This window comes from Hymenobacter sp. B1770, from assembly GCF_049896385.1.
GTDB lineage: Bacteria > Bacteroidota > Bacteroidia > Cytophagales > Hymenobacteraceae > Hymenobacter.
Map to the genome: position 1 here is coordinate 275,039 of NZ_JAFCUF010000002.1, position 17,350 is coordinate 292,388.

At 58.4% G+C, this 17,350-nt stretch carries 15 protein-coding genes; 13 read left to right on the forward strand and 2 right to left on the reverse strand.

Annotation, left to right across the window (positions count from 1 at the left end; all coding sequences use genetic code 11):
• Window positions 1-187 precede the first annotated feature (187 nt).
• The 3 genes from tsaE to ACP7AJ_RS05145 all read left to right on the forward strand — a co-directional run bounded on the left by tsaE (window position 188) and on the right by ACP7AJ_RS05145 (window position 2,628).
• Window positions 188-625, forward strand: coding sequence for a tRNA (adenosine(37)-N6)-threonylcarbamoyltransferase complex ATPase subunit type 1 TsaE (gene tsaE, locus ACP7AJ_RS05135; protein WP_426059125.1), 438 nt, complete (start codon window positions 188-190; stop codon window positions 623-625).
• A gap of 101 nt (window positions 626-726) precedes the next feature.
• Entirely contained in the window at window positions 727-1,953 is a 1,227-nt protein-coding gene (locus tag ACP7AJ_RS05140; protein ID WP_426059126.1) for an alanine dehydrogenase, read from the forward strand.
• Window positions 1,954-1,971: 18 nt separating this feature from the next.
• Entirely contained in the window at window positions 1,972-2,628 is a 657-nt protein-coding gene (locus ACP7AJ_RS05145; RefSeq protein ID WP_426059127.1) for a hypothetical protein, read from the forward strand.
• A 23-nt stretch (window positions 2,629-2,651) separates the two neighbouring features.
• On the opposite strand, the gene ACP7AJ_RS05150 is transcribed toward ACP7AJ_RS05145, so the two are convergent.
• Entirely contained in the window at window positions 2,652-2,858 is a 207-nt protein-coding gene (locus ACP7AJ_RS05150; protein ID WP_426059128.1) for a hypothetical protein, read from the reverse strand.
• 58 nt (window positions 2,859-2,916) lie between these two features.
• Between ACP7AJ_RS05150 and ACP7AJ_RS05155 the strand changes: the two genes are divergently transcribed.
• Entirely contained in the window at window positions 2,917-3,777 is an 861-nt protein-coding gene (locus ACP7AJ_RS05155; RefSeq protein WP_426059129.1) for a GNAT family N-acetyltransferase, read from the forward strand.
• A 48-nt stretch (window positions 3,778-3,825) separates the two neighbouring features.
• On the opposite strand, the gene ACP7AJ_RS05160 is transcribed toward ACP7AJ_RS05155, so the two are convergent.
• Window positions 3,826-4,758 carry a flavin reductase family protein gene (locus ACP7AJ_RS05160; protein ID WP_426059130.1) on the reverse strand — a complete coding sequence of 311 codons (933 nt, stop codon included), beginning with the start codon at window positions 4,756-4,758 and terminating at the stop codon, window positions 3,826-3,828.
• Window positions 4,759-4,896: 138 nt separating this feature from the next.
• Here ACP7AJ_RS05160 and ACP7AJ_RS05165 point away from each other — a divergent pair, with 138 nt between their 5' ends.
• The 9 genes from ACP7AJ_RS05165 to acs all read left to right on the forward strand — a co-directional run bounded on the left by ACP7AJ_RS05165 (window position 4,897) and on the right by acs (window position 17,349).
• Complete coding sequence (locus ACP7AJ_RS05165) at window positions 4,897-5,838, forward strand: M28 family peptidase (RefSeq protein WP_426059131.1); 942 nt, start codon at window positions 4,897-4,899, stop codon at window positions 5,836-5,838.
• Between the two features lie 89 nt (window positions 5,839-5,927).
• Window positions 5,928-6,350: a transposase gene (locus ACP7AJ_RS05170; protein ID WP_426059132.1), complete on the forward strand. Its 423-nt coding sequence runs from the start codon at window positions 5,928-5,930 to the stop codon at window positions 6,348-6,350.
• A 165-nt stretch (window positions 6,351-6,515) separates the two neighbouring features.
• The gene (locus ACP7AJ_RS05175) at window positions 6,516-8,153 is read left to right on the forward strand and encodes a hypothetical protein (RefSeq protein ID WP_426059133.1); all 1,638 of its coding nucleotides are present in this window, start codon (window positions 6,516-6,518) and stop codon (window positions 8,151-8,153) included.
• A gap of 46 nt (window positions 8,154-8,199) precedes the next feature.
• Window positions 8,200-9,708 (forward strand): MFS transporter, encoded by a 1,509-nt coding sequence (locus ACP7AJ_RS05180; protein WP_426059134.1) that lies wholly within the window; start codon window positions 8,200-8,202, stop codon window positions 9,706-9,708.
• A 105-nt stretch (window positions 9,709-9,813) separates the two neighbouring features.
• On the forward strand, window positions 9,814-10,056 hold the full coding sequence (locus ACP7AJ_RS05185) for a hypothetical protein (protein ID WP_426059135.1): 243 nt from the start codon (window positions 9,814-9,816) through the stop codon (window positions 10,054-10,056).
• Window positions 10,057-10,160: 104 nt separating this feature from the next.
• On the forward strand, window positions 10,161-12,974 hold the full coding sequence (locus ACP7AJ_RS05190) for an ATP-binding protein (RefSeq protein WP_426059136.1): 2,814 nt from the start codon (window positions 10,161-10,163) through the stop codon (window positions 12,972-12,974).
• A gap of 34 nt (window positions 12,975-13,008) precedes the next feature.
• Window positions 13,009-13,386, forward strand: a complete 378-nt coding sequence (locus ACP7AJ_RS05195; protein ID WP_426059137.1) for a response regulator transcription factor — start codon at window positions 13,009-13,011, stop codon at window positions 13,384-13,386.
• A gap of 57 nt (window positions 13,387-13,443) precedes the next feature.
• A complete protein-coding gene (locus ACP7AJ_RS05200) occupies window positions 13,444-15,363 on the forward strand; it encodes a propionyl-CoA synthetase (RefSeq protein ID WP_426059138.1) in 1,920 nt (639 codons plus the stop codon).
• A gap of 57 nt (window positions 15,364-15,420) precedes the next feature.
• Window positions 15,421-17,349: an acetate--CoA ligase gene (gene acs / locus ACP7AJ_RS05205; RefSeq protein ID WP_426059139.1), complete on the forward strand. Its 1,929-nt coding sequence runs from the start codon at window positions 15,421-15,423 to the stop codon at window positions 17,347-17,349.
• Window position 17,350 lies beyond the last annotated feature (1 nt).

Sequence of the window (17,350 nt, forward strand, 5' to 3'; positions counted from 1 at the left end):
AATTGCAAACCAACTAGCGGCTGGTTGCTTCGCTTAAGGTAATACTAAAAAAGGTAGGTACATGCACGCACTGTACCCCCTTTTAAGTGAACACGTTAGAGCACGTGGCGAAACGTAAAGGTGGAGCACAGTCGCCAATAATCCAAAATGGGATGTGCTATTGCTGCACAGCAGGTAAATTTGCCACATGCTTCCTGTAACTATCCAAGTTCCTACTTTGGCCAGCCTACCCGCTGCCGCTCATCAGGTACAAGTGGCCATTGCCAAGTCGGGGTGCCAGGTGGTGGCTTTTGAGGGCGAGATGGGAGCTGGCAAAACCACACTCATTCGTGAGTTGGCGCGCACCCTAGGCATCGGCGACGACGTGAGCAGCCCCACCTTCGCCCTGGTCAACGAGTACCGCGACGGGCGCAACCAGCCCGTGTACCATTTCGACTTTTATCGCATTGATTCCATCAACGAAGCCGAGCGAATAGGCGCCGCAGAGTACCTCGATTCCGGGTATCTTTGTTTGGTGGAATGGCCAGCCCGCGTGGCTGAGTTATTGCCGGAGCCCCGGCTTGAGGTGCGCCTGGACGTACTAAGTGCCGAAGCCCGGAGCATTCAAATAACAGTTATTACTTAATAATTAACATTAATGCTTGCTGATTAGCGTTTTAATAAGGCACTTGCCCCATGCGGCATTCTTGTTGCAAACCCGCTAATTGATAACTGTTAACTGAAAACATGGCCGAACAGCTTCCATCTGGTTTTGAGTCACTGGCTACGAGCCGCGCCTATTTCACCCAGGAGTCGATGCTGGCCGTGGAAACGCGCAAGCGCAAGCTCTTCATTGGGTTGCCCCGCGAAACCTCGCTCCAGGAAAACCGGATTGGCCTGACGCCGGAAGCCGTGCAGCACCTCGTAACCGAAGGCCACGAAGTCCTCATAGAGGCCGGCGCCGGGGAGCCCAGTAAATACGCCGACCATGCCTATTCCGAGGCCGGTGCTCAAATTGCTTACTCGGCCGAGGAAGTGTTTAAGGCCGACGTACTGCTAAAAGTAGCCCCGCCCACACTCGATGAGATAGAACTGCTGCACCCTGGCCAAACCCTGATTTCAGCTCTGCAAATGGGCTCCATGACCCAGGAGTATATCTCGGCTCTGACCCGCAAAAAAATTAATGCCATTGGCTTCGAGCTGATGAAAGACCCCAGCGGCGCACGCCCCGTGGTGCGGGCCATGAGCGAAATTGCCGGTTCCACGGTCATGCTCATTGCCGCTGAATACCTGGCCCGCTCCAACGAGGGCAAGGGCATTATTCTGGGCGGCATCACGGGCGTGCCGCCCTCGCAAGTCGTTATCCTGGGGGCTGGTACGGTGGCCGAGTACGCCGCCCGAGCCGCCACTGGCTTGGGGGCCGAAGTAAAAATATTTGACAACCACCTCTACAAGCTGCGCCGTCTCAAGCACAACCTGGGCATGCAGCTTTACACCAGCACGCTCGACACGTTTGCCCTCAGCCAGCAAATTCGGCGCGCCGATGTGGTGATTGGGGCCCTCACCGTGGAAGACGGCCGCATACCCTTTATGGTATCGGAAGAAATGGTGGCCAGCATGGCGTCTGGCTCCGTTATCATCGACGTGAGCATCGACCAGGGCGGCTGCTTCGAAACCAGCGAGATGACCAGCCACAGCAGCCCCATCTTCCGCAAGTACGACGTGGTACACTACTGTGTGCCCAATATTGCCTCCCGCGTGCCCCGCACCGCCACCAACGCCCTGAGCAACATCTTCACGCCCATTCTACAGGAAATCAGCCAGCACGGCGGTATCAACGAAGTGCTGTTCACGAATGAGCACTTCCGCAGCGGCGTGTACATCTACCGCGGCTCGCTGACGAATGCGGCAATTGCGAAGAAGTTTAACCTGCGGTACAAGGAATTGGGCTTGTTGATTGCAGTACGGAATTAGATTAAGTAAAAGCACGCTTTGCCTAAAAATCATGCGCTATTCAGAGTCGGCAGTAACTCTTCTGTTGGCAGTTTTTTTGGTTGTAATAAGCCGAATGGGCAAGAAAAGCCACATGTGATTGGCTATCAAGACGAAATAGTTGCAAGCAATTATCACACTGTCCTAGCCCAAAGAGAAAAAACTTACGCGGAAAGGCAGACTAATAATCTGGGCAAGTTATTGGCTTCAATTCCATTTGAAGTAAGAACCGACAACAAAAAGGAATTCGAAAATGGAGTTATTCCATGGACCGTTATAGAAAGTCCGGAGGAAGATATTCCGCACCTCATTGACGGAAACAAAATAGTTGTTCCAAAAGGCAAGGCAACACTTATAATTGACTATCCATTAACGAATAGATTTTACATTGATTTAGAATCCCGAAAGGGGCTCACCAGAGTTCAAATCCTTCGCAGTGTCAGCAAAGCATATTATAAACTGTATCAAGAGGAAGAACAGACCGCTACAGTCAAAACTATACCCATCAACGAGAGAATCACAACTTACAACAGAAACCAAACGGATGGCAAGTATGGTATTTGGGGACATGACATTGCTGACTTGGTATTAGCAGAAGTTCTACTTTATAGAACCAGTGATGGACGAATTATACTGTCATTAAATATGCAGTCTTGACACTGAGGAGTAAAGAAGTTGTGTTATAATAATAACAAAGCATTCCAGGTTTCCACCAGCCACCCTTCGGCCAGCAACTGCCCGGCCAATTGTAGCAATTGCTTCTTCAGTTCCGGTACATCGTCGTAGTAGCGGTTAAGCAGGTAGGCTAGCATAGTCTCGTTTTTAAACGCTTCCACTTCGTTAGGTGTGGGGTATAAGCCCATGATTTCTATTTCAGAGTGAATCAAATTGCAGGGCATCAGGCAACAACTTGGCAACTTTTCCCTCCTGTACTTTCCACGCTTTATGCCAATAAGCCCAATGGAGCTCACGTCCCGGCAGCTGCTTGAATTTACGGCCGCCGTAGCCTGCGAGGCCATGAATCGCTCCTTCGAGCAATATTTCGTGCCGTTGGTTTTCGATGCAGCCAGTTTCGAGCGCCGCTTTCGAGGCGAAAATGTGGACGCAGAAGCCAGCAAGCTCTGGTTTAGAGGCGAGGAGCTGGTGGGGTTGGTGCTGATAGCGCGCCGGGGCTGGAACAGTCGGGTAGCCGCCATGGGCCTGGTGGTAGAAGCCCGGGGGAAAGGCTATGGCAAGACGATGCTGCGCGCGGCCATCAAAGAGGCCACAGCACGTGGCGACCGTAAGCTGCTTTTGGAAGTATTCGCGCCCAATGAGCCCGCCCGCCGCTTATACGAGGGGTTGGGCTTTCGTAATACCCGGTTGCTCACGAGCTTTAACTGCCCCATCGACCGCGCCCAAAGCTCCCCGCCGGCCCTAACCGAAACCGACCCGCGGGAGGTAGCCCGCAGGCTAAGTGCAGAGGTCGATGCCGAGCTACCTTGGATGTTTGCTCCCGAAACACTTGCGGCAGTGGCGCCTCCCGTTCGGGGTTTTCACCTGGAGGGAAAGGCGTTTGCCATTGTACGAGCCGACCCCCACCGCACCTTGCTGCTGACGCTGATAGTGCCCAAAACCTGGCGTGGGCAAGGGTGGGGCACCCGGCTGCTGCACCTACTCGAGGGTTCCTACGCGGACCGGGCATTCATGGCGCCCTCGGTGGCGCCTGGCCCGTTTGCTATGTTTTTGGCTGCGCGGGGCTGGCAGCCGCAGGCCCTCACGCTGTTTGAGATGGTGTTGCCGCTGCCCCAAGTGGTGGGCAACTAAGCGCGATAATTTCAATTGTCAATTGTGCTGGCAAGCCTGGGCCGCGCTTTAGCTTGCCGGCAACTCAAGCTGGAGTGCTTTCCACGCTTCTACCTGCCGCCCCTCGGCCAGAAACTGACGGCTCAGCTGCACCAGCTGTTTCGCACGCTCCGGTGCGTCGTTGCGGTGTTTATTCAGCAGGTACGCCACCATGGGCTCTGCTTTAAAGGCTTCGATTTGCTCGGGTGTGGGCAAGGCATCGCGCTCGATGTTGGCCAACCGGCCCAGCTCATTGCCGGTTAGCACGTCGCTGTTGCGAATATGGTCCGGCAGCTCATCGAAGCCGATGCCGATGTGGCGATTGGGCTTGGGTGCTTCGAAGAGGCTGGCGCCACTAGCGCGGCAATACCAGTCGCCGCCCAGGCGGGCCACTGCGTCGAGCTTGAAGGGGTCGATGCCGATGGCATCGGGCAGAAGGATATCTTGGCGGAAATGGGCCCTCACCACCCGGCAAATGATAAGATTGCCCGCGCCGTTGTTTTGGCCCAGCTCAATAATCTGCTCGACAACACATTCGAAGGCGGCGGGGGCCTCCGCCACGCGTGGCGGCCGCACCCGCTCCGAGGCCAGTTCGGTGAGGCCAGCTTTTGTGAATTCGTTTACGCCCTTGTCGTACTCGGTGCTAGCCAGAGACATTTGCTCTACCAGCGCAAAATCGCAGATGTTGATGACGACTTCCGGCACTTCGCGGACATTTTGCAGCGTGTGCTTTTGCGTGTTGTCGCGCACCCGATTGGCTGGCGAAAACACCAGAATGGGCGGATTGGAGCTGAAAGCATTGAAGAAGCTATAGGGGCTGAGGTTCACTCGTCCTTCGGCATCGATAGTGCTGGCGAATGCCACCGGGCGAGGGGCTACTGCTCCCACCATAAAGGGGTGCCATTCGCTAGGCTTCAGGTCGGAGGGAGTCAGGGAGTGGAAGACGGTTTCGGGTGAAGGCATATAATTAGGAGCGAAGCAGTGGTTGACCCCGCATGGCTCGTCAAAGCTAGAGCCGTTTTAATGTTCTATTCCCAAGAAGGCTCATCTACGCCCTGGCCTTATACCCGTTATGAATCTGCACCAAGTAGCTTTAGCCGTATGAAAGCACTTTTTCTGCTGCTCACATTTGCTACACTTGCTTCCTCGGCTACGGCCCAGACGGGTACCGGCCTGGCCCATGCCGATACGGCCCGGCTACGCCGGCATTTGCAATACCTGACCACTACTTCCAGCCCCCGTAATTACCAGCACCCGGTGGTGCTCGACACGGTAGCGGCTTATCTGAGCCAACAGTTGCAAGCAGCAGGGGCCCGCCTTTCGGAACAGCCTTATGTGGTGCAGGGACAGACCTATCGCAACGTTATTGCCACGTATGGCCCCGAGGCCGGGCCGCGGCTCATAATTGGGGCGCACTACGATGTGTGCGGCGAGCAGCCCGGTGCCGATGACAATGGCACCGGCGTGGCTGCGCTGCTCGAGGTAGCCCGGCTGCTGGGGCAGCATTCTACCCCGCTGCCGTACCGCATCGACTTGGTGGCTTACACCCTGGAAGAGCCGCCTTTTTTTCGCACCAAGCACATGGGCAGCTACGTGCACGCGGCCAGCCTGCAGGAAGCCGGGGTGTCCGTGCGCGGCATGGTAGCGCTCGAGATGCTGGGGTATTTCGACGACCGGCGCGGGAGCCAGCGTTACCCGCTTTGGCCGCTGAAGTTTGTCTATGGCAGCCGTGGTAACTACGTCACAGTGGCGCAAAAATTTGGCAATGGCAGCTTCGGACGGCAGTTCGCCAGGCACTACAAGTACGCGGCAGCTCTGCCAGTCAAGCGCTTTAAAGCCCCGACTTGGCTGCCTGGTATTGATTTTTCAGACCACCTCAACTATTGGCGTTTTGGATATTCCGCCGTGCTCCTTACCGACACGGCGTTTTACCGCAACCAGAGCTACCACGAAACGACCGACACCGTCGCCCGGCTCGACATGCGCCGCCTGGGGTTGGCTGTAAATGCCCTGCTGGCTACCGTGCTGGCTGATAAGAATTAAGAGGCGTAGATAAATGGTTATTTGCTAAACTGGTATATGTTTGCTCAACAGATGTAGCTTTAAGGTGCTTACACTCTTTATTCCAATCTATGACCAGTCCTGACTGCCCAAAATGCGAATCAGCAGAAGCCACCAAAAGCGGCGTGGTGAACAATCGACAGCGGTTTAAGTGCAAAAGCTGCGGCTATCACTACACGGTGGCGAAGATGGGGCGAGAAGTAGATAGCTACTACGTAATTAAGGCCTTACAACTTTATATTGAGGGCGTGAGCTACCGCGAAATAGAACGCCTGCTGGGCGTGAGCCACGTGAGTGTAATGAACTGGGTAAAGAAATACGGCGTGCGCGCCCCGCGACAAACCGAATACCACCCCACTTATAAAATATTTAACCAGAATGAATTGGCTGCTTTTTTTCAATTGCCAGGCAATTTGAAAGGGGCCGGAATGGTAGTAACGGAGTTGGGTGATAAGTTCATGGTCATTCGCTGGGAGCGATTCCGGGCAGGGTAGATAAGCTGAAGAAGCAGGAAGGCTATAGATTTTAGCAAAAGTATAGTGGTAGTGTAGCAAAGGGCGCGTGGGGGCTGCTACTTAGCCGGCGCAATATTCATCTGGGCACGAGCCTGGTCTGAATGGTGCTGTCTCATCTTTCTCTTCTCACTTCTTTCATCACTTATGAGAATTCCCCGCTACGCTGTGGCCCTAAGCGGCCTGATGTTAGCCGGTGCTGGTGCCTCATTTGGTCAGGTGACCCCCCCAACGCCTCCGGCGCCAGTGGGTACGCCTCCGCCAGTGGCCGAGCCGGCTCCCGCACCCACGACCACGCCAATTCCGGCCGGAAACAACCCAGTGCCCTCGGGCCAGCAAACACCCTCGGCGCCAGTAGCACCGCCAGCGGGCAGTGGTGCCACCCCCACCCCCGTAGAGCCGGTTTCTTACGGCGCAGGCATGAAGGTGAACCTCTCGCCCGACGGCAGCAAATACCTGCGTTTTCTTACCTGGCACCAGGTCTGGGCGCGCTACACCGAGAACAACACCGGAACCTTGCGCGCGCCCGGCAAACCGCAAGACGACCAGCTGGATTTCGTGCTGCGCCGCTCCCGCTTTCTGGTGCTGTCGCAGCTGAACCCGCGGTTCATGACGTACGTCCACTTTGGTATTAACAACCAGACGGCCGTGAGTGGGGGCGTGAACCCTGCCACGGACGGTAAAAAGCCCCAGCTTTTTATTCACGAAGCTGTGGTGGAGTACAAGGTAAACCAGTACCTGAGCCTGGGAGGGGGCATGCACTACCAGAATGGTCTTTCGCGAATGACCCGGGCCAGCACGGTCAACTTCCTGACCATGGACGCGCCCATCACCAACTGGCCCGTCATTGAAGCCATCGACCAGTTTGTACGCGGCATCGGCTTCTATGCCAAGGGCCGCGTGAGCAGGCTTGACTATGCGTTTAGCGTGAACGAACCTTTTCTGACCAACCAAACGGGCGCCTTTAGCACGCCGGTTGGCCTGGGCGTGACGACCGGGACGGGTGCTGGCCGGGTAAACACGGGCACCAACACGGCTCAATACAACCCTCAGGGCACCAAGAAAATATACCAGGGCTACGTGAGTTGGGAGTTCCTAGACCTGGAAGCCAACCTAATTCCCTTCAACGTGGGCACGTACCTGGGCACCAAACGGGTGTTTAACCTAGGCGGCGGTTTCTTCTACAACCCGGAAGGTATGGTATCCCGTCCCGGTGGCAGCATCATGAATGCCGCCGCCATCGACGCCGCGCTGGGCGGAGGCATCGGCTCCTACAGCAACGGTGCGAACGGCACGCGGCTGCACGACATCGGCCTGTGGTCGCTGGACGCCTTCTTCGATACGCCCATCAACAAGGAAACAGGAACGGCCTTCACTGCCTACGCTGTGTACTACAACTATAATATGGGTCCGAACCACACGCGTTTTATCGGGCTTTCGAACACCGGCTATGGCACCGACCCGCGCCGTGGCAACGCCATACCGACTTCGGGCACAGGCCACATTGGCTTTCTCGAAGCCGGTTACCTTTTGCCAAAAGCCTTGCTTGGGCCTAAAGTGCGCGTGCAGCCTTATGCCTCGCACCTGCTCGCCAGCTACGAAGGCCTCCGGACCAGCGACGGCAATATCAAGAACGTGAACGTGTTCGACATCGGCTCGAACTTTTACATTGACGGCCACAACGCCAAGGTCACCCTGAACTACCGCCCCCGGCCCGACTTCACGAACGTGAACGACGTGAAGTACCGCCCCGAAATCACGCTGCAGACGCAGGTGGCCTTGTAGGCCGACCCCTCATAATCTCTTATTCAGCCATCTTTTTTGCAAAACCATGGAACAAAGCGTTTCACCCCCGTACGGTGCTCCGGTCGATACCGAGGTTGCCCACGACAATAACACCACGCCGACCAGCAAAATCTGGCAGGTGATAACGGCCTCTTCTGTAGGCACGGTTATCGAGTGGTACGACTTCTACATTTTTGGCTCGCTGGCTACCATCATCGGTCCGGTGCTTTTCGGCTCGAAGGGCAAAATTGAGGACACCCTGCTCGGGGCCCTGGCTGTGTTTGGGGCCGGCTTTGTGGTGCGCCCGTTTGGGGCCGTGTTCTTTGGCCGCATCGGCGATATGATTGGCCGTAAGTACACCTTCTTGCTCACGCTGCTCATCATGGGCGGGGCCACGTTCGTGACGGGTCTGATTCCGAGCTACGATAAAATCGGGCTGGCAGCCCCCGCCATTGTAGTGGTGTTGCGCCTGCTGCAGGGCCTGGCCTTGGGCGGTGAGTACGGCGGCGCCACAACGTACGTGGCCGAATACTCGCCTGACAATAAGCGGGGCTACTACACCAGCTTTATTCAGATTACGGCCACGGCCGGTTTGTTTCTGTCGGTGCTCGTGATTTTGGCTACTCGCAAGATTGTGGGCGAAGAAGCCTTCAAGGAGTGGGGATGGCGCCTGCCTTTCCTGCTGTCGGGTGTGCTGATTGTGGCCTCCTACTACATCCGCCGCAAGCTGGCCGAATCGCCACTGTTTGCCAAAGCCAAAGCCGAGGGCAAAACCAGCACCAACCCGCTGCGCGAGTCCTTCGTGAACCCCGTTAACCGCCGCCTGGTGCTCATCGCCTTGTTTGGGGCTACCATGGGCCAGGGCGTGGTGTGGTACACCGGCCAGTTCTACGCCTACTCGTTTATGCTCTCCACCCTTAAAATGAGTATTGTGGACGCCGCCATTGTGTTATGTTCCGCTCTGGCATTAGCCACGCCCTTCTTTGTGTATTTCGGTAGCCTCTCGGACCGCATCGGGCGGAAGAAAATTATCATGACCGGCCTGCTGTGCGGTGCGCTCTTCACGGTGCCCATCTTCTACGGCCTGAAGCAGTTTGCAGGGCCGCTAACAGAGAAAACTGCCGCGGTTCCAGCCACCGTCGACGCCACTGGCGCCGCCGTAGACGCCGTGCCTGCCGTAATGCAGTCGGCCTCGCCGCAGCTGCTGCCCATGATTCTGCTCACCTTCTGCCTAGTGCTGTTCGTGACCATGGCCTACGGTCCCATTGCCGCTTACTTGGTCGAGCTATTTCCGACCAAGGTCCGCTATACCTCACTGTCGCTGCCTTACCACATTGGCAACGGCGTGTTTGGTGGCTTTGTGCCGTTCATCGCCACGTCGCTTACGGTGTGGGCTGCCACCCGCCCCGAGGGCACCTTTGCCAAGGAGCACAGCATTTATATGGGCCTGATTTATCCCGTTGTTATTGCGCTTATATGCTTCTTCATCGGTTCCATCTACATGAAGGACGTGCGCAACGTGAAGCTCATGGATGACAATCCGTCGACTACCTGAGGGTTGACTCGTAGCTCCTAAGCGTGAAATAAGCCGCTGGCCTGTAGGGCCAGCGGCTTTTCCGTTAAATTGGAGGGCTACTGCAACCACCGTCACGCCCCCGCCATGCCCACCGAGCCCCTCTTGCCCATGCCCAACCGCACGCGCCCCGAAGATGCTGAGATTCGGCGCGGGCAGCGCCTCCTATTTCTGGCTGTTCTGTTTGGATTGATGCTCAGCTTTCCCCTGTTGGCCGTGTTCGACCACGACGGCCGCGTGGGTGGGTTGCCTTTGGTCTACGTGTATATTCTGGTGATGTGGGTCGCCATTGTGGCCGTGACGGGCTACTTGGTCCGAAAAATTGAATAAGCAACGCGTTCCGACGGGGAAGGAGCTCACCCCAGAAAAGTGCTCCGGATACGTTTTATGCCGGAGCGCCAGATGCGGCTAACTGTTTACTCTTAACTGTTCCGATGTCCAAGCTGCTTGTCATCGCTTTTTCGTTTGGCTACCTGGCTTTGCTCTTTGGCGTAGCCTATGCCGCGGAGCGCCGCTCAAAAGCGCACAAAAGCCTGGTGAGCAACCCGTACGTCTACGCCCTGAGCATGGCCGTGTATTGCACCGCCTGGACATACTATGGCAGCGTAGGGCGGGCCGCGAATCACGGCCTCGAATTTGTGGCCATTTACCTTGGACCCACCTTGCTGGCCCCGGTTTGGTGGCTGGTATTACGCAAGATTATTAGGATATGCCGGCAACAGCGGCTAACCTCCATAGCCGACTTTATTTCGGCGCGCTACGGCAAGAGTGCTGCCTTGGGGGCGCTGGTAACGGTGGTGTGCGTGCTCGGGGTGGTGCCCTATATTGCATTGCAAATCAAGGCTATTGCGGCTTCGTTTGTGACCATGACAGGCAGCGGCGCCGGGGTAGAGGGCCCGGCGGCGGCTACGGCTTTATACACTACGGGGGCCCTTGCGGTCTTCACCATCCTATTCGGGGTGCGCTCGGTAGAAGCCACCGAGCGCCACGAGGGCATAGTACTGGCGGTGGCGGTCGAGAGCCTGCTGAAACTGGTGGCGTTTCTGGTGCTGGGCTTGTTTGTCACGTTTGGCTTGTTCGGCGGCTTCACCGATTTGTTTGACCAGGCTGCGGCGGTGCCTGCCCTGCGGCAGCTGTTTACCCTGCACGGGGCCGGCGTAACGGGCAGCGGCTGGCTGACGCTGCTTATTCTCAGCATGTCGGCGGTGTTGCTGCTGCCCCGGCAGTTTCAGGTCTCGGTGGTCGAAAACGTCGACGAGGACCACCTGCGTAAGGCCATGTGGCTTTTTCCGCTCTACCTCATCATCATCAACATTTTTGTGCTGCCCATCGCCTTTGGCGGCATGCTGCGGCTGGGTAGCAGTGGCATCGACGCCGATACGTTTGTGCTGGCCCTGCCGCTGGCAGCGGGGCACTCTTGGTTGGCCCTGCTCACGTACCTGGGAGGTATTTCGGCGGCCAGCAGCATGATTATCGTCGAAACCATTGCCCTAAGCGTGATGATGAGCAATCACTTGCTCATGCCCCTGCTGGTGCGGGTACCCGCAACGCGGCCCTCGCTCCAAACCCGCTGGTTTGCTTATTTGGGCCGGGTGGCGCTGCAAAGCCGCCGCCTGGCCGTGGTGGCGGTGCTGCTGTTGGCCTATGGCTATTATGCCGAGGTGGGCAAGCAGCTACCGCTGGTGAATACAGGTCTGGTTTCGTTTGCAGCGGTGGCGCAGTTTGTGCCGGCCGTGTTGGGTGGCCTCTATTGGAAGGGCGGCACCCGACGCGGAGCCACGGTAGGGCTGCTGGCGGGCTTTGGTATTTGGTTTTATACGCTGGTATTGCCCACGATAATTGGGTCCGGTAAGCTGCCTGTATCCATCCTTACTGAGGGAATAGGCGGCCTGGCGGTGCTACGGCCCTTTGCTTTATTTGGCCTAGAAGGCCTCGACTACCTCTCGCACGGCCTGTTTTGGAGTTGGTTTTTTAACATTGGGCTGTATGTGGGCATTTCGCTGGCCAAGCCGCCCACTGCTCTCGAGCTGCGGCAGGCCGATGTGTTTGTCGACGTGTTTCAGCGCCGCAGTCTGGCCGAGGAGGTGGCTGGCTGGCAGGGCCTCACGCCCTTCCCCGATGTGCGGGGCCTGCTGCTTGGCTTCCTGGGAAAAAAGCGCACCAACCAAGCCCTGCGAACCTTTGCCACGCGGTTTCCCGACGCCCTGCCGCTTCCCACTGACGGGCCTCCTTCGGCGGGCCTGCCGCTTCCGGCTGCCTCGGCTGACCCGCGCCTGCTCACCTACGCCGAAAAGCTGCTGGCCGGTAGCCTAGGGCCGGCCTCGGCGCGCATGCTGGTGGCCTCGGTAGCGGGGGAGGAGCAAATCAACTACGACAACGTGGTGGGCATTCTCCGAGAAAGCCAGCAGCTGCTCGAGGCCAACCGCCAGCTCCAGAAACAGTCGCGCCAACTGCAGCGCCTCACCGACGAGCTACGCGTGGCCTATGACCAGCTTCAGGCCCTGGACCACCGCAAAGACGAGTTTCTATACACCGTCACGCACGAGCTGCGCACGCCGCTCACCAGCATTCGGGCGCTGGCCGAAATCCTGGCCGACAACCCCGAATTGGAGGAAGAAGAACGGCAGCGATTCCAGCTCACCATCAGCCGCGAGGCAGAGCGCCTGACCCGCCTCATTTCCCTGGTGCTCGACCTGGAGAAGTTTGAATCGGGCCAGGCCACGCTGGAGCGCCATCCCGTGCCCATGGCCGAATTGCTCGACGAGGCCGTGGAAGCTGTGGGCCAACTGCTGCGCGACAAGCACATCGCACTGGAAGTGGCCGTGCCCCCCGGTCTGCCCGCCTTGCCCGCCGACCGCGACCGCCTGATGCAGGTGTTGGTCAACCTGCTGTCCAACTCCATTAAAGCCTGCCGGCCCGATGGCTCTGGCCGAATTAAACTGGCCCTTACCTATGCCGCACTGCCTTTGCGCACGCACCCGGATGCACCGGCCCACGTCATCACCATCATCATCGCCGACAATGGCAAAGGCATTGCCCCGGGCGACCTGCACCACATTTTCGAGAAGTTTTTTCAAGCCCGCAACCAAACCACCCGCAAGCCGGAGGGCACCGGGCTCGGACTGGCCATCACCAAAAAAATTGTTGACCTGCACCACGGCCGCATGTGGGTGGAAAGCCAGCCCGACCAGGGCGCTACCTTCTTTGTGGAGTTGCCCGTGGTAAGTATTCCCGAACTCGTCAGCTAATGTCCTTTTTCTATCTGCATGCTATCCTTGAGCTATGAAAGTACCACATATCCTAATTGTTGATGATGAGCCTAATATTGTGATGTCGCTGGAATTCCTGATGCGCAAAAACGGCTACCAGGTGGGCATTGCCCGCAACGGCACCGAGGCCATGACGGCCATCGAGCAAACCCCGTATGACTTGGTGTTGCTCGATATTATGATGCCGGACGTCGACGGATACCAGGTGTGCCGAGTGTTGCGCCAGCGCCCCGACCGTGCGGGTACCAAGGTTATTTTCCTTTCGGCCAAGAGCCGGGAACCCGACATTCAGAAAGGCTATGAAGTTGGGGCCGATTTGTATATTCCCAAACCTTTTAGCACCCGGCAGCTCATGGAAAAAGTTCGCGAGCTGCTGGGCGTCGCAGCTTAGCGCTGCTACGTACAATTAACGTGATGCACTATCCACCTCCTCCCAATCCCACCCGCCATGAAACCTGCTTGCTCTTACGCTGCGACCCACGCGGCGAGTTTGGCCGACCCCGCCGCCTTCTGGCTAGCTCAGGCCCATAACCTGCAGTGGGACACACTGCCCACTAAACCCCTCACCCAGGATAAAAATGGCTTCTACCGCTGGTTCCATAATGGCAAGCTGAATACTTCGTTTCTCTGCCTCGACTACCACGTGCAGAACGGCCGCGGCGAGCAGGCCGCCCTGATTTACGATTCGCCGGTAACCAACACCCTCCGCACCTACACCTATGCCGAGCTGCTGGACATGACGGCCCGGTTTGCCGGCGGCCTGCGGGAACTGGGGGTGAACCTGGGCGACCGGGTTATCATCTACATGCCCAACCTGCCCGAAGCGGTGGTGGCCATGCTGGCCTGTGCGCGCATAGGAGCGGTGCATTCAGTGGTGTTTGGAGGCTTTGCGCCCCACGAGCTGGCCGTGCGCATCGACGATGCCCAGCCGCGGGTCATTGTATGTGCTTCGGGCGGCATGGAGTTTGACCGCGTCATTCCCTACAAGCCTCTGGTTGACGAAGCCCTGGCCAAAGCCACCCACCAGCCGGCTCACGTGGTGGTGCTGCAGCGCGGTTTCGTGACCGCCGACCTGCAGCCCGGCCGCGACCGGGATTATCAGGAGCTGCTCCGGGCGGCTCCCATCGCTGCCGTGCCGGTGCCGGGCACCCATCCGCTATATATTCTGTATACCAGCGGCACCACGGGCCGGCCCAAGGGCGTGCTGCGCGACCACGGCGGACACGCCGTGGCCTTGCGCTTCAGCATGCAAGCCATCTACGGCCTAGCCCCGGGCGAAACGATGTTTACCGGCTCCGACATTGGCTGGGCGGTAGGGCATTCCTACATCGTGTACGGGCCGCTGCTGCGGGGGTGCACGTCGGTGCTGTTTGAAGGCAAGCCCGTGCGTACGCCCGACGCGGGCACGTTCTGGCGCTTGGTGGCGCAGCACAACGTGCAGGTGATGTTCACGGCCCCCACGGCCATTCGGGCCATCAAAAAGGAAGACCCGGAGGGCGTGCTTGCCAGGCAGTTCGACCTGCGGGGCCTGCGCCAGCTATTCCTGGCCGGTGAGCGCTGCGACCCAGCCACTTTTGCCTGGGCCCAGAATCTGCTGCAGGTGCCGGTAGTAGACCATTGGTGGCAAACCGAATCGGGCTGGCCCATGCTCGCAACCCTCGTCGGGCTGGAGGGCATGCCGCCGCCCCGGGCTGGCAGCGCCGGCTTCCCGGTGCCCGGCTACGACGTGCAGATTTTGGACGAAGAAGGTGTGCCCGTGCCCGCCGGCACCACCGGGTTGGTGGCCGTGAAACTGCCCTTGCCGCCCGGCTGCTTCCCCACGCTCTGGCGCGACGATGCCCGCTTCAAAGAAGCCTACCTGAGCACTTTCCCCGGTTACTACCTCAGCGGTGATGGTGGCTATCGCGACACCGACGGCTACTGCTACATCATGGGGCGGGTTGATGATGTCATCAACGTGGCAGGTCACCGCCTGAGCACTGGGGAAATGGAGGAGATTCTGGCCGCGCATCCCGCCGTGGCCGAATGCGCGGTGCTGGGCATTGCCGACTCCCTGCGTGGCCAGGTGCCGGTGGGACTGGTGGTGCTGAAAGATGGGCAGGCAATAGGAGAGGAGGAAATCGAGCGCGACCTGGTGAGCAGCGTGCGCGCTCAAATTGGCGCCCTGGCGTGCTTCCGGGCGGTGATAGTGGTGAAACGCCTGCCTAAAACGCGCTCCGGCAAAATCCTTCGTAAAACATTGCGTCAGCTCGCCGACGGCGAGGAATTCGTCACGCCTTCCACCATCGATGACCCACTAATTCTCGATGAAATCAGTACCGCCCTACAACGCCGTGCCATTGGTACCGCATTTGAAACTTCCGTTTAATAGTCAGCTCCAGCCAAGGCTGGCAAGTCACATTCTGCACCTTCATAACACCCTACTATGTCTGACATCATTCCAACGCACTCCCGCGTCCGCAACCTCGAAGAATACCATGCTGCTTACCAGCAATCGGTAGAAGACCCCGACGCCTTTTGGGCCGCCGCGGCCGAGCCCTTCACCTGGCGGCGCAAATGGGACAGCGTGCGCGGGGGGCAGTTCTCGCCCGAGGGCCAAAGCACTTGGTTCGACGGGGCAGTCCTCAATATTACCGAAAACTGCCTCGACCGCCATTTGGAATTACGAGCCAATAAGCTGGCCATCATCTTCGAGCCCAACGACCCCCGCACCCGCCACCTGCGCCTGACGTACCGCGAGCTGCATACCCAGGTGTGCGAAATGGCCAACGTGCTCAAGAAGAATGGCGTGAAAAAGGGCGACCGGGTGGTGCTCTACCTGCCCATGATTCCGCAGCTGGCTGTTGCCGTATTGGCCTGCGCCCGCATAGGGGCGGTGCACGGCGTAGTGTTTGCCGGCTTCTCGGCCTCCGCCATTGGCGACCGCATAAACGACGCCCAAGCCAGCTTCGTCATCACAGCCGATGCCCTCGAGCGGGGCGCCAAGCAAATTCCGGTCAAGAGCGTGGTCGATGAGGCCCTGACGCAGTGCCCCTCGGTGCGCCGCATGCTGGTGGTGGAGCACACTGGCTGGCCCGTGGAAATGGTGGCCGACCGCGACGTGTGGTTTCATGAGGAAGTGCTGGACGTAGAGAAAACCTGCCCTCCCGAAGAGATGGCAGCCGAAGACCCGCTGTTCATTCTCTACACCAGCGGCAGCACCGGCAAGCCCAAGGGAGTGGTGCACAGCCAGGCTGGCTACATGGTATGGGCTGATTACACCTTCCGCAACGTGTTTCAGGTGGAGGAAAACGATGTGTACTGGTGCACTGCCGACATTGGCTGGGTTACGGGGCACACCTATGGCTTGTATGGCCCGCTGCTAGCAGGCAGCACCACGCTGTTGTTTGAGGGTGTACCCACCTTTCCTTCGCCGGGCCGTTTCTGGGAAGTAATCGACAAGCACCACGTTACCATATTCTATACCGCGCCCACGGCCATCCGCTCGCTCATGGCCGCACCCATCGACCACGTACTGGCCTACTCGCTTAGCAGCCTGCGCATTCTGGGCTCGGTGGGCGAGCCCATCAACGAGGAAGCCTGGCACTGGTACCACCAGCACGTGGGCAAGGGCCGTTGCCCCATCGTAGACACGTGGTGGCAAACCGAAACTGGCGGCATCATGATTTCTGCCATGGCAGGCATCACGCCTTCGGTGCCGGCCCGTGCCGGCCTGCCGCTGCCCGGCGTACAGCCCGTGCTGCTAAACCAGGACGGCACCGAAATCGAGGGCAACGACCAGGAGGGCTACTTGGCCATTAAGGGCAGCTGGCCGGGTATTATCCGCACTACCTGGGGTGACCACGAGCGCGCCCGCCAGACCTATTTTCAGCCGTACCCCGGCTACTATTTCACCGGCGACGGCGCCCGGCGCGACGAAAAAGGCCTCTACCGCATCATTGGCCGTGTCGATGACGTCATCAACGTGAGCGGCCACCGCTTCGGAACCGCCGAAATCGAAAGCGCCATCAACGAGAGCGAATTTGTGGTGGAAAGCGCCGTGGTGGGCTACCCCCACGACGTGAAAGGCCAAGGCATCTACGCCTACGTCATCTGCCAGAACGGGGTGCCTACCACCGACATCGACATTCAACGCACCGAGGCCAGCATCATCGAAGCCGTGGTAGCCCACATTGGCCGCATTGCCAAGCCCGACAAAATTCAGCTGGTTTCGGGCCTGCCCAAAACGCGGTCGGGCAAAATCATGCGCCGCATCCTGCGCAAAGTGGCCGAAGGCGAAACCAGCAACCTGGGCGACGTAACCACGCTGCTCGACCCACTGATAGTAGACGAAATTGTGGCTGGGAAGAAGTAAG

Excerpts from the sequence above, each read along its gene's own strand:
- tsaE (WP_426059125.1), top strand. The coding sequence starts at position 188 with ATGCTTCCTGTAACTATCCAAGTTCCTACTTTGGCCAGCCTACCCGCT.
- ACP7AJ_RS05140 (WP_426059126.1), top strand. The coding sequence starts at position 727 with ATGGCCGAACAGCTTCCATCTGGTTTTGAGTCACTGGCTACGAGCCGC.
- ACP7AJ_RS05155 (WP_426059129.1), top strand. The coding sequence starts at position 2,917 with ATGCCAATAAGCCCAATGGAGCTCACGTCCCGGCAGCTGCTTGAATTT.
- ACP7AJ_RS05160 (WP_426059130.1), bottom strand. The coding sequence starts at position 4,758 with ATGCCTTCACCCGAAACCGTCTTCCACTCCCTGACTCCCTCCGACCTG.
- ACP7AJ_RS05165 (WP_426059131.1), top strand. The coding sequence starts at position 4,897 with ATGAAAGCACTTTTTCTGCTGCTCACATTTGCTACACTTGCTTCCTCG.
- ACP7AJ_RS05170 (WP_426059132.1), top strand. The coding sequence starts at position 5,928 with ATGACCAGTCCTGACTGCCCAAAATGCGAATCAGCAGAAGCCACCAAA.
- ACP7AJ_RS05175 (WP_426059133.1), top strand. The coding sequence starts at position 6,516 with ATGAGAATTCCCCGCTACGCTGTGGCCCTAAGCGGCCTGATGTTAGCC.
- ACP7AJ_RS05180 (WP_426059134.1), top strand. The coding sequence starts at position 8,200 with ATGGAACAAAGCGTTTCACCCCCGTACGGTGCTCCGGTCGATACCGAG.
- ACP7AJ_RS05185 (WP_426059135.1), top strand. The coding sequence starts at position 9,814 with ATGCCCACCGAGCCCCTCTTGCCCATGCCCAACCGCACGCGCCCCGAA.
- ACP7AJ_RS05190 (WP_426059136.1), top strand. The coding sequence starts at position 10,161 with ATGTCCAAGCTGCTTGTCATCGCTTTTTCGTTTGGCTACCTGGCTTTG.
- ACP7AJ_RS05195 (WP_426059137.1), top strand. The coding sequence starts at position 13,009 with ATGAAAGTACCACATATCCTAATTGTTGATGATGAGCCTAATATTGTG.
- ACP7AJ_RS05200 (WP_426059138.1), top strand. The coding sequence starts at position 13,444 with ATGAAACCTGCTTGCTCTTACGCTGCGACCCACGCGGCGAGTTTGGCC.
- acs (WP_426059139.1), top strand. The coding sequence starts at position 15,421 with ATGTCTGACATCATTCCAACGCACTCCCGCGTCCGCAACCTCGAAGAA.